At 52.6% G+C, this 12,895-nt stretch carries 8 protein-coding genes; all 8 read right to left on the bottom strand.

Going from position 1 to position 12,895, the window contains the following annotated elements:
* Nucleotides 1-26: 26 nt before the first annotated feature.
* From Enr10x_RS08825 to Enr10x_RS08795, 8 genes are read right to left on the bottom strand one after another with little or no spacing between them, the layout of a single operon-like run.
* Nucleotides 27-1,910, bottom strand: coding sequence for a vWA domain-containing protein (locus Enr10x_RS08825; protein WP_145448800.1), 1,884 nt, complete (start codon nucleotides 1,908-1,910; stop codon nucleotides 27-29).
* On the bottom strand, nucleotides 1,907-2,812 hold the full coding sequence (locus Enr10x_RS08820; RefSeq protein WP_145448799.1) for a DUF58 domain-containing protein: 906 nt from the start codon (nucleotides 2,810-2,812) through the stop codon (nucleotides 1,907-1,909). The genes Enr10x_RS08825 and Enr10x_RS08820 overlap by 4 nt, the downstream gene beginning before the upstream one ends.
* A gap of 6 nt (nucleotides 2,813-2,818) precedes the next feature.
* Nucleotides 2,819-3,835 carry an AAA family ATPase gene (locus tag Enr10x_RS08815; RefSeq protein ID WP_145109098.1) on the bottom strand — a complete coding sequence of 339 codons (1,017 nt, stop codon included), beginning with the start codon at nucleotides 3,833-3,835 and terminating at the stop codon, nucleotides 2,819-2,821.
* Between the two features lie 30 nt (nucleotides 3,836-3,865).
* On the bottom strand, nucleotides 3,866-6,904 hold the full coding sequence (locus Enr10x_RS08810; RefSeq protein ID WP_145448798.1) for a glutamine amidotransferase: 3,039 nt from the start codon (nucleotides 6,902-6,904) through the stop codon (nucleotides 3,866-3,868).
* On the bottom strand, nucleotides 6,901-8,742 hold the full coding sequence (locus Enr10x_RS08805) for an ATP-binding cassette domain-containing protein (protein ID WP_197997544.1): 1,842 nt from the start codon (nucleotides 8,740-8,742) through the stop codon (nucleotides 6,901-6,903). Before Enr10x_RS08805 ends, Enr10x_RS08810 begins: the two co-directional genes overlap by 4 nt.
* A 16-nt stretch (nucleotides 8,743-8,758) precedes the next feature.
* Nucleotides 8,759-10,213, bottom strand: coding sequence for a hypothetical protein (locus Enr10x_RS29890; RefSeq protein WP_197997543.1), 1,455 nt, complete (start codon nucleotides 10,211-10,213; stop codon nucleotides 8,759-8,761).
* Entirely contained in the window at nucleotides 10,210-11,253 is a 1,044-nt protein-coding gene (locus Enr10x_RS08800) for an extracellular solute-binding protein (protein ID WP_145448796.1), read from the bottom strand. Before Enr10x_RS08800 ends, Enr10x_RS29890 begins: the two co-directional genes overlap by 4 nt.
* Nucleotides 11,250-12,872, bottom strand: coding sequence for a hypothetical protein (locus Enr10x_RS08795; RefSeq protein WP_145109111.1), 1,623 nt, complete (start codon nucleotides 12,870-12,872; stop codon nucleotides 11,250-11,252). Before Enr10x_RS08795 ends, Enr10x_RS08800 begins: the two co-directional genes overlap by 4 nt.
* Nucleotides 12,873-12,895: the final 23 nt, after the last annotated feature.

The raw sequence follows: 12,895 nt of genomic DNA, 5'->3' as shown, positions 1-12,895 counted from the left end.
GGTTCGATTTCAGGTTCAATGACAGGTTAAGTGGGAATACCAGACGGCTTGCGCTGAAAATACCACCATTCCAGCAATAACAGGAAAAACGCGATCAGCGCAAATTCACTCCAGAGCGGTTTATCGCTGTCAATCTGCGATTGTGATGCGCTGACTGGAACTTCGCTGAACTGCATTTCCTCCACGGAAACGAGAGACGTCTCCAGAGGGTTCAATAAACTCACACTGATTTCGGAATCTTTGGCACCGGCACCATTGATCTGATAGGTTCCGACATGCAGAGCCGCGACGCCAGACAGGACGCCGTTGACATCACTTTCAGCGGTCAGACGTTTTCCCTCTGGCGTTGTGATCTGATATTCCTGTTCCGGCTGAAATTCGATTGCCGGGAGAATGGGTGTCGCTGCTGCCTGTGTTTCCGCAATGCCTGCTTCCTGCAGCGTCAACTGGACCAGATTGGAAACCATAATGGGAAAACCGACCCGGTAGGGCAGTGTTGAACGGTCTGTATTAAACAGGAAATAATATTCCTGATCAGCAGAATTCCGTTTCTGCAGGAGCAGCGGCCCCAGTTTACCGTGAATCAGGACTTCGTACCCCAGCTCTTCCAGGTTTTCCACTCCGGAATTTTTGGTCCACACCGGTTGCTGGGTGATTTGCACATCACTCAGTTCCACGTGCCTGAGCAGGGTAGAACTTCGGTTCCAGTCTACAATGTTGGTCAACTCTGGTTCCAGCTTGATATATTTCTGCAGTTCTTCCGGCACAAAGCCGACCCCCAGTTTGACAAGGGACTCACGATCCATGTCTTTTTCAGCACCGGAAATAACGAGATCAAATTCGGGGGGCAGCGAATCCTGATCCGGCAGCGGATAGAGAAGCAGATCTTTACTGTCATCCAGTGCATAGCGATAGCTGGACAGTTCAGGATCAACATACACCAGCAGATCGCGTGACTGGGGCAGCGTGAGAAAAGCCTCATTATCTGCGGACAGACTGTCGGTTGCGCCAGGAGTCAATACTGCTTTCAGCCGGGATGTACCCTCTGCATTGACGGCAAATTCCAGTCGTTGAGAATCCCCCGGGCCCAGCAGAATGTCCTCTTGTGCCACGCTCTGCCCATCCTGAAACAGCTCCACGACGGCCGGGCTGTCACCCTGCTTTGAATTTTCGATCCGCAGAAAGACGTCCCAGTTCCCCGCCTGGTTAACGCGGGCATTCATGGAAGTGATGCCCAGGTTGGCTCCGGCAGGAGGCAGCAACTGATAATTCAGCTCAAACGGAAGTTCAAAATCGATTTCTTTAGGGAAATTTCCATCAGAATAAAAAAGCACTGATTTAATCGGCGCAGTCCGTGAGAGTGCCTGCGTCATTCGCAGCGCATCTTCGAGCTGGCTGGGAACATCGTCAACTTCGAGTGTCGCCAGCGATTTTTTGAGGACGCGCTGATTATCGGTAAAGTCTGTCAGCCGACGGGCGGTGGACCCCACGGCGACCAGGGAGATGCGTTGGTCGGGCAGCATATTGTCAATTAATTCACCGACACGTTCTTTGGCCAGTTCCAATCGTGTTTTTTTCGTTTGAGGATCGGTGGCAGCCATACTGGCGGAACAGTCGATCAGAATCGGCAGGTATTCGGCCCGCTCCGCCCCGCTCTGGATGTAAGGCTGCATCAATGCCAGGACCAGAAACAGCAGTAACAGAATCTGTAACAGTAATAAAATACTGCGTTTAAATTTCTGAAAGGGAGAATTCACACGGCGGTCATTGATGACCTGATTCCACAGCGCCAGCGAAGGGACGCGCTGGTGAGGCCGTTTGAGTTTTAAAAAATAAAACACGATCAACGGAATCAGCAACAGCAGAAACCAGGCACCCTGCAGAGAGTAAAAGCCGGGCCAGAAATTCATCGCACCCACCCTTTCCGTCTCAGCAGATCGAATAAAACATATTCCAGCGGATCGCCGCTGTTGACTGTCAGAAAACGCCCCGAACGCTGTCGGCAGAGCGTGGAAAGATGTTCTTCCAGCATCAGCCGGTGTTCGTGATAGAGCCCCAGCAGATCACCGGCTGAGGAGATGTCGAGCGTCTGTCCTGTCTCGCTGTCAACCAGGCGTAAATCGCCGTTGATTTCCGGGTTGATTTCCGAAGGAGCCAGGATCTGGACTCCAAATATTTCCAATCCCGCGCTAAACAGCATATTCAAGGGGCGTTGCAGATCGCCAAAGGATTCAAAATCCGAGAGGATCACAGCGATTCCCCGACCGCGGTGTGTGCGTAACACATCTTCGACTGCCAGTTCTACCGGTTCATCTCCGCCCGGTTCCAGGCCGATCAGAAAGTCAAACAGCCGTTTCATGCTGGCCCGGCCTGTGGCAGGAGGGAACCGTACAGGCCGAGTTCCATGCTGATTGCAGGCATAGACGCTGACTTTTTCGAAGTTTAACAATCCCATTACTCCGAAGGCAGCCGCTAATTGCTTACCTCGCTCAAACTTGTCTTCATAATCCATCGAAGATGAAGCATCCAGGATCACGACGACATGCATCTCTTCCTCGAACTGGTATTGTTTCATGAAGGGACGGTTCAGCCGCGAAAAAATGTTCCAGTCGATGTAACGGACATCGTCGCCGGGTACATAGTTCCGGTAATCTGAGAACTCGGTACTCGTTCCCCCTTTCCCTGAGAGATGCTCCCCCTGACTGCGATTTGTCAGCCGTCGGGTTGGGTTAAGGCGCATCCGCTCCAGCATCGATAACGTTTTGTTCTCGAATAGTGAGGTAAACTGAGTTAAGGCAGTACTCTCGGCCACGGTCGGCTACTCCTTCTCGGGCAGTTCCTGGCAGATCTTTTCAATCAGATCGACGACTTTAATGTTTTCCGCCTGTCCGTCGTAGTTCAGCAGAACACGATGTTGCAGTACTTCGTTGGCAAAATAACGAATGTCTTCAAACGCCACATGAGCCCGACCTTCGCTCAAAGCACGAACCCGGGCTGCTTTCACCAGTGATTGTGCGGCCCGCGGGCTGGCGCCCCAGTGAATGAAGCGGCGGACTTCGTCGGTGGCAAAATCGGTTCCAGGATGGGTTGAGAGCACCATACGAATCGCATAGTCGCGAATCGGTTCCACGACGACGACTTTCTCCAGCACCGAACGGAGTTCCAGGATCTGGCTGCTGTTGAGCAGCTTTTCCAGTTCTACGGGCCGCTTCAGAATGGTCTGCTGTACGATCGTGTTGAGTTCTTCCCGGTTAGGGAAAGGGACATTGACCTTGAACATGAAACGGTCCAGCTGCGCTTCGGGAAGCGGATAGGTTCCTTCCTGTTCAATCGGGTTCTGGGTAGCCATGACGAAGAATGGCTGGTCCAGATGGTATTGAGTGCCGCCCGCAGTCACGGTGCCTTCCTGCATGGTTTCCAGCAGAGCAGACTGCGTTTTGGGAGACGCACGGTTGATTTCGTCGGCCAGCAGGAGCTGAGTAAAAATCGGCCCCTTCCGGAATTCAAAGCGATAGGTGCCGGTCTCGTCGGTGCTCATGATATTGGTACCGATAATATCAGCCGGCATCAGGTCGGGGGTAAACTGAATCCGCTGAAAATGGAGATCCAGAACCCGGGAGAGCGCTTTCACGAGCTCTGTTTTTCCCAGACCGGGAACCCCTTCCAGCAGAACGTTTCCACCACAAAACAGGGCATACAGCGTCGATTCCACAACCCGTTCCTGACCAATGATCATTCGAGCCACTTCGGCCCGCACCTGATTAAACACTTTTTTGAAGTGGTCGGCTTCGGCCTGTAATACAATGGGTTCGTCGGTAGTTTCCGGCTGGTTCATAATCTTCTCTCCACGGTTGAAAACCCTGTTTTATTTCTGTTCGTTGTCTTTGTCTTCTGAATTTCGTTTGCGTTTCATGTCCAGCAAGCGTCCCGTTGTGGACGTTTTGTCGGTGGGAGCCGGAGGCGGTGGTGGTCCCGACTCTTTCTTTTTCGTTTCTGGTTTCCCGGGCGGTTCCGTTGTAGAACCAGGCCTTCTCTGCTGGCGCTGTTCCTGTAGTTGGGCGATTGTAGACTGGGTGCTGCGTTCGGTGGTTTCCGCGCGGCGGGCATCCAGGTCATCCGCGACAACCTGTTTGCGCTGTAGTAATGTGCCCATGGTTTCGGTGCTCTGTTTCTGTTCCTTCCCAATGCCGAACCAGCCTTTAATGACATACCAGTCGATCTGGATCCGCCGGATTCCGACATCCAGGGGGACCAGGATCGCCAGCGCGATCAGGAACCAGTCGAAAATGGGATTAGAGCTTTGTTTGGGATCGCGACGGCCGTAGATGACGTCAGTCGCATTTTCAGGATCGAGACGCTGCCCCCCCGTCCGGCGCGCGATCTCTTCCAGCACAATTGGATTCGAGCGGAAGCGCAGATATTCGGGTGAGTAGGGAACGATGAAACCGCCATTGGCATGATCTTCCCGATCCCCTGCTTTTCCGAGGACCATAACCTGGTAACGCCCCTTGCCCCACAGGGGAACCGACGCCTGGTAGCGTCGCGGGCTGACTTGTTTGAGTACGACCGTTTCTTTCCGTTCATGTGGACCGGAGATGCGGGCTGCGACATTCAGAAACGATTCTTTCGGGTGAAAGTCTTCGACCATGATTGTGGCATTGTTACCTGTGACGTGGCTCCACATTTTCAGGTGATCCTGTTTCTGCACACGCGAAATTTTGATCATCAACTGTTTTACAAATGCCTGGTAATGATCCCAGTCCACCCAGTCTTTTCCCCAGTTTGAAGAAAGGTCAGAAGTAAAGGCGGCAGTTGTTCCCAGACCATAGCGCCAGAATGCGAGCACCGGATCGATTTCGCCTTCTGCCTCTTTCTTTTCCGGTGCATTCAGTACGCCTTCGGCTCGCGGTTTGATCGTCGTCAACACATAGCCAAACAGAGGCGGGATCCGGTCGATTCCTTTCAGAACGGGAGAAATCATCCCGACCTCGGGAATAAAGGTTTCGTTCTGAATCATACTCCGCTTCAGAGTTTTTGATTCTTTAATGAAGATCGAAGGCAACTGGTTGGGATCAGAGGGAAAGTAATAGCGACCTCCCGTCACACCCGCAATGTCTCTCATCTTGGAAATGTCACGTCCGCCATGTGGAAAAATAGCGACCATCGAGACACTGACTTTGTTTTTCAGGAATTCTGAGATCAGTGCCGGGTTGGGGGCCTGAGGATCACCGTCCGAAATGATAATCATATGCTTCGTAGACGCGTCGCTTTTTTTCAAACCTTCCAGCCCCAGACGCATCGTATTGACAAAGCTGGGCATATCCCCGATCTGAGCGCCATTGATTTTAGGCACCATTTTTTCATATTCACCGGCGGGCGTCAGTTTGAACAGCCACTTTTCACCTTCCATGTAATCATAGGCCAGAACCCCCACTTCATCCTGCGCCCCCAGTACCTTAATCGCCTGCTTGGTAATCCTTTTGCCCCAGGTGTTTCCTTCCGGAAATTCACAGGTATGCAGGATGATGGCCAGCGCGCCTTTGGGCAGAACTTTCTTTTTGGTGATGTCCATCGTCACCGGCAGGGCATCTTCGATGACAGTGCGATGATAGCCGCCCGGTCCGAAGCTGTTATCCCCGCCGACCATCATGAAACCGATGCCCTGGTTAAATACTGCATCGTGAACCGCTTTGAGCTGAATGACATTAAACGCATCGGCGGGTACATTCACGAACAGAATCGCGTCATAGGGCATTAGCGACAGCGAGTCACTGGGGAATTCATAAGCGGAAACCACTTCCACATTCCGTTCCCCTTCGCGGATCGCTTTCTCCAGCGATTTCCAGTCACGCTCATCGCCGGCAGGGTCTGTCACCACGAGCACTTTGCCTTCCCCTTCGACGTAGATGTAATTCATCACGGTATTGTTTTCTCGAATCTGGTCGTCAGCCGGTTTGGTCTCAATGGTCGCCGAGTACTCGTAGTAACCGGGATCTCTCAGATAGATCGGCACGACAAAACGGTTTTTACCCGCCTTGAAGGAGACTTCTTTCTCGTAGATTGATTCTCCATTTTCCCGCAGCACCAGTTTGCCCGAACCATCTTTCAGCGAAGAGAGCACCACAGCTGCCTCATAATTTTCGCCTAATTTGACAAAGCGGGGTAATTCCAGATTTTCCAGCCAGACCTCTTTGTCATATTCGTATTGAATGGGCAGGACATCTACGGCGATATCACGGGATTTCAGTTCATCCAGAATTTGGGAGATGGCCCCTTCGGTTTCAGTGCCGTCACTGATCAGTACGATACGTCCCCGGTTTTCTTCGGGCAGCATGGCGGCTGCCAGCGACAGGGTCTGTTCGAGATTGGTAGCATCACGGTCAATTCGTGAATTGAATGCTTCAAAGGGGAATGAGACACGGGGCGGAAGTTCGACTGCCGAATTACGGCCGAAAACAACCAGCCCTGCCTCGTCCTGGGGAGGCTTTTCAGTGACCGTTTTCGTGACAAAGGCCAGAGCGTCGTCACCTGATGCCTCACCGATGGAATCGGAACGGTCAATCGCATAAACCACTGAGATCACATCCCGGACGCGAACAGACCGCGGTTCAGCAATCAGGATTACAAACAATCCCAGCATGCCCAGCCGCGTCAGCAGTGCCGCCAGAGCCCGACCTTTACTTAAGCCACCAAAGCCCGCGACCGAGAGCCACCAGACCCAGACTGAAAAGAGAATCAGCACAAAGGCCCAGGGACGGGCAAACATCAGAACGCCTGAGATTTCCAGCCCTGCACACAGGCCAGCATACAGGAGCAGGAAGAAAATCAAAGGGAGCGCCCGCTTCCACGTCACCGGAGTGCGTGGTCTGGGAACAAGCTGTTGATAGAGTTCTTTGATTTTCATGGTATCAATTTTACGATTAAACGATTTCCGGTGTCAGCAACGAATACCTGATCTTTCGAATTTACCGTCAGTCCCCAGGGAGTCAGAAACTCTCCCTTCTGCATCCCGGTTTTACCAAACCGCCCCAGGATGTTTCCCTGCAGATCGGTTTTGGTAATCCGCCCGGATCCATATTCGACGATATATAGTTCACTGGTGTTGCGATCGATGGCAATGTCATACGGATAATAGAGCGGAATTCCCCCCGTTTTTGCCCCCAGAATTTCCAGAAACTCCCCTTCATCGGAAAAAACCTGGATCCGATTATTAATGGCATCTGAAACGTAAATCTTTCCATCATGCCAGATCATGCCGGCAGGGCGTTGAAATTCGCCCGGTCCGGTTCCCACTTTCCCAAATTCGAGCAGGTACTCACCCGTTTCTGAAAACTTCTGGACGCGGTCATGATTGCCGTATTCGCAGACATAAATATCCCCATCCGGATCCTGTACGACCGAAACCGGATAGATAAATTGCGAGGGACCCTCACCAAATTCCCCCAGCATCCGCAATACTTTACCCTGTTTGTCAAAGAATACGACCCTGTGGTAATGCGTGTCTGCAACGGCGATCTCACCATTGCGCAGCAGACAGACTCCTTCCGGCTTTCCGACGTCAAAATCGGGCATCTCCCACTGTTTGACCAGTTGATCATTCGCATCATAAACCAGCACACGCCCGGCGTTGTCCAGGACATAAAGTTCATCGTCCGGCCCCACGTTCAGACTGCGGGGCGCCGGCACTTTGATCCCCTCGGCGGGGACCGGCCACTGCGTAATCTCCGAAAATGAGAGTTCAGGCGCCTCTCCGGTAATGCATCCGCCACAGAGCCACAGGCAACAGTAGAGGATCAGCAGTCGTACTGAAATTCGCTTTCCGACTTCAAGTCGTGGCTGCGCGGGACGATGGTAAAATGTCTGGCCGGCACCGGTTTCCTGACGCACAGTACGCACTTCTTCCATTGTGCCCAGAAAGTGGGTCTGCTGCACTACGTATGGGCCGGCCTCGTCGTCGATCAGTTCCACCTGCTCGGGGCGCGCCAGGTGTGTTGAATCAGCGTCCCTGCCCTCAACCGAAACTTCATTGACCGGCCCCAGGTAAGAGGCCGCTTTCACTGTGGGAGGCGAGCAATACAGTTCCTCGACCGGACCGTTGTAAACGATCTGTCCCTGGTCGAGGCAGATCACCTGTTGTGCCTCGCGGAGAACCAGTTCCGGGGCATGTGTAGAAAAGACCAGTGAGATCTGCCGGGATTCGCAATGCTGTCGAATATAGTCCCAGTAAGCAGGCCAGTGCGCCTGATCGACGTGGACCAGCGGTTCATCCATGACCAGTACCTTTGCCTGGCTGGCCAGTGCCCGGGCGACCGACAACCGGGAGGCTTCCCCCTGTGACAGTTGCCCCGGATACTTTGTACTCACTTCAGTCAATCCGAAAGCGGAGATTAACTCATTGATGATTGCCTGCTGTGTCTGTGTTTCCGGAGAGACCAGGCTTAAATGTTCCCGCACGGTATATTGGGGCCATAACCCCATGGTATGCGGCACCCAGAACAGATTCAGGCTCTCAGAGTCTGGTACCCCCTGATTGCCCTGGATACTGCCTGCATCAGGCGATTCATACCCGACCAGCAGATTTAATAACGAAGTCTTTCCCGCTCCGGAATATCCCATAATCGCGGTGATGCCAGTCGGGATGTCCAGGTCGATTCCCGCCAGACGTACGCCTCCCGGCCAGGACAGACTGACCTGATCCAGTCGCCAGAGAAGTACATCAGATTCGGGTGATGAGACAACCATGATTAAACAACTGCTTTCACGCTGGAACGCGATAAGTGGAGATCCAGAATTTTTTGACAATGGGAACCAGTGCCAGGCTGCAGCAGACCGGCACCAGGAAACAGAAAAAAGTAATCGCGGACAGCATCGCGTTCTGTCCATAATGCATCAGGCCATATAAACGTACGGACGAAGTCATGGTACTGCCCGGGGCCAGAATCGAGCTGATTGTAACATCCCAGTAGGCCCAGAAGGCCAGCAGCACCACCGCCCAGAACTGCATTCTGCCATACGTGGACCAGAGTAACTCTCCCCCCTGGTCTGACTGCGATTTGTGTGGTGACTGACGCAGCAGTTGTGCCAGAAACAGTCCGGAGTGCTGCTGCCGCTTGAGGAACATCAGCCGCAGGAAAAGCGCGCGGGGAAACAGAAACAACACGAAGCCCAGTAAAACCGGAATCGGCGTCCCATAGAGAGGAGAGCCGGCCTGCGTCAAAAACAGGGAGGCCAGCACGAGAGCCAGGATTAATGCACCACACAAGCCGGGCAGACAACAGAATAGTCCCGCCAAACGTGTGATTTTGATTGAATTCTGTTTTAAGAAAAAAGCCGCAATTCCCCAGGCTGCGATGCCGGACGTCGCACCATAGGCCAGAGCCCAGGCACACTCCTGGAGCACACTGACCAGCTGAAACTGGTTATTCAGCAGACTGAGCATAGAACGGGCACTGCCCCAGCCAATCAGCAGAAACGGGACCAGCACAATCAGGGTGAAGGCACTGACAAGATAACTCCAGCTCAGGTAAGACGTCGTTTGCTTTTCAACGGATGAATGATCGACTGCCTGAATTTTCTCTGCCGATTTCTGAAAACGCTGCAGTAGGCTGAAAACTCCCAATAGAATGACGAATTCGATCATCAAAGGGCCGATCAGGTAAGACAGCGTTTCTCTGACCGGGACGCCTCCGGCCTGGGCATCGAAGATCCAGACAGTCCAGGAATTGCGGTACATCAGCGAGGCCATTTCAAATTCCTGGAAGCTTAACAAAAACAACAACGCCCAGACGGGAATCCAGACGCGCAGCGTCTGCCAGAGAAAAAAGTTCGCTTGTGTTTTCAGGGTCCCCAGGCGCGAACCGGCTGCGCAGAATGTTTTCCGAATAAAATCCGCTTCAGGAGAGATCAGAGATCCCCCCACCAGACTGAAACAGATAACTCCCACGGGGACTACTTTCATTAAAATCAGGAGTGAATAAATCAATTCAATGATGACAGGGTACTGCACGAATCTGACCGAAATCAGAGACCAGGCATATCCCACCAGTAATTCAGGAACCAGTAATGGCGACAGAATCAAAATGAGTAGTAAAAAGGAACGGGTTTCAAAGCCTTTCCTGGCCAGCGGAGTGAGCTGACGGGCCAGGAAGACACCAATCAATGAGATACAGAAACTGCGCAACACGGTCACGCCACAGGCTGTGGCCAGGCTCATTTCAGATACTCCGATTTCAGCCAGGCCAGAGTTTGTTCTCTGGGTTTCACCAGATTTGTTAAAGGATATGCATTTTTAATTTCAGACTGATATTGTTTGACATCCGGGGGGACCTGTTCCCAGTCGACTGGCCCCAAAGGGATCTGCCGTGACTGCGACTTAGCCAGTTCCAGTTCGACCTTTTCGGAAAGCAGATAGTCGACCAGCTTCTCAGCCTGTTTCCGCTTATGGGTCCCTTTAATAATCGCCACGCTGTTGGGAATCAGAATCACTTTGTCTTCCACGGTAATCGGGATCGCAGCCACAGGTTGCTGTTCGTCGACGGCGACAAAATAGTCGTCCGTATCCGTATATCCCAGCCGGCAGGCTCCCCCGGCCACCAGGTTTTTGACCTGGGAATTTCCCGAGGTGACCTGAATTCCACGTTTTTGCTGTGCGGCAAACCATGCTTTGAGTCGATCCAGTCCCCAGGCATCACAAAGAACGGTAAAATGTGTGAGCGTTGTGCCGTACAGGGGCTTGGCAATCGCGACTTCGTTTAACGGTCCCGCTAATACCTCTTCAATGGCGGCAGGTTTCGCTGCCAGTTGATCGGTATTGGTAATGTAAACTCTCAACCGGGCGGCAAAGCCGGTCCAGCAGCCCTCGGGATCTTTGAACTGTTCCGGAATCCGCTCGTAACCGGCGCCTTGATAGCTTTCCAGCAGGCCACGCGCTTTCAGATCGGCGGTCCCCAGTGTCTGATTATTCCAGAACACATCGCACTGTGGATACTTCTCTTCCCGAATGATCAGATTGGTCAGCCCCAGTGATTTCGTGGCTTCGGTATCGAATCGGGGCTCAACATGGATGCCCGTCTCCTGTTCGAATTCCTTGAGTATCTTTTCGGAGAAGATGGAATCGTGTGCGCAATAAACGACCAGCGATTCATTCTGCTCCTGGTAATAGAAAACGACTCCAATGCACAACAGGGCGAGTAGCAGGACAACCGCTAACGTGATCCAGCCAGGCGCGCCCTGCGGCCTGTTCAGTTCATTCATTTCTGAGGTGCATTCTCTTCAGATTTTTTCTCGAGTGAGTTGAAGTACCGTTTGATGCCATCATGGTATCCAGGGGGAATCTGTTCCTGCATAATGGCTTCACTCATTCCCTGCTTCAGGTCGGTAAACAGTTTGTTGTAGTTTTTCTTCGCTTCGCCACTGTCGCTGAGTCCCTTGGACTTGAATGAAAGCAGAACTTTTCCGGCGGTGATTGCCGACTTGGATTTTTCGGTTTTGAATCCGGTCTCAACCTTGTCATCCTCGTCGACCTTATCTCCGCCCCCCTGCCCTTCGTTTCCTGTGCCTTCCCCCTGCATGTCGCCCATCATCTCTGCATAAAGTTCTTCATAATCTTCCAGGGTCATGCAATTCTCACAGGCTTCGCCATCCAGGGCCGATTTATCATTCGCTTTTTTGGCCATCTGCAGAACTTTGAGCGCCTCTTCCAGTTTTTTCATGTCTTTCGCAGACTGGGCGACCTCTTTCAGTTCCAGTTTGGCCAAGTCCACCGATTCCATTGCTTCCTTAAACGCTTCTTCCGGTGAGAGACCTTTAGACTGTGCCATCTGCATCTGTTTCATCGCCCGCTTCAAGGCCGCTGCCATCGGTTTAGAACCGGTCTGCTCGCGGGCAAACGATTCCATTTCCTTCAGTTTCTTCTGGATTTCGTTTCTCAGTTTCTCCCGTTTGACCGGATCGGTTTCTTTCATCAACCGCTGCAGCTGTTCCTGCAACTCATCCATTTCCTTGGTAAGCGATTGAGTCGAGCCTTCCTGCAGTTCTTTGGACCACTTCTTCATGCCATCATTTTTCGACATGCCGCCAAACTTCTGCGCCTGGTCAGCCTTCATCATCATGCTCTTCATATTCTCTTCCGCTTTCTGTCGCCACTTGCCCCCCAGTGATTTCTGGTGGCCCGCCAGGGATTTGGCATTTTCCTGCTTTTTACCGGGTGACATTTTGCGGAAATCTGATTTCAGGTTCTCAACTGCCAGCTTGACATCCTTGGATTCTTCATCCCCTTCGCCGTTGTCTTTGTTTTTCAGCTCTGCCATCCGAGCCCGCGTTGCTTTTTTCTCTTTCTGGAACTCTTTGACCTTTTCCTGTTCGACTTCTGCCGCCTGCACCTCCCCAAACGGATCCAGTTGGGGAGCGTATTCCAATGTCAAAAACAGGACCAGCACTGTCCCGCATGTCCAGGCAACCCGTTTTCCCCAGGCGAATTCCACAACCTGGGCTGCTTTGATTTTCGCCGCCTGCTTTTCCGCGTCCTGTGCAACCAGCGGTTTGTAATTGCCAATGGCCTGTTCCAGCATGGTCACCGTCAAAAACAGATCTTTCGTTCCCCGTCTCTGGTCAATCAGACGAGCCGCCTGCTCCCGATCGGGCTTGCGGAATAGAATGATTGAAAGCAGCAGAGTTCCAATGGCAACGCTGCTGCTCGATTCCAGCGTGAACCAGCCTGTCCAGTAGCCGGTCAACCGGCTGAACAGCATCAGCGCCAGATACAGGGACGCGCAAACCGCAAATGACACAAACAGCGCACGTCCCCAGACAGCCAGCGCCAGGCGGCGTTGCACGCGTTCGATCAGTCGATTCGATTTTGTCATTTGTTCCATGGTTTTCTCCTTTGCGACAGGAG

This window comes from Gimesia panareensis (assembly GCF_007748155.1).
Lineage (GTDB): Bacteria > Planctomycetota > Planctomycetia > Planctomycetales > Planctomycetaceae > Gimesia > Gimesia panareensis.
The sequence above is the reverse complement of the archived record's forward strand: the minus strand, read 5'-3'. Positions and strand labels throughout refer to the sequence as shown.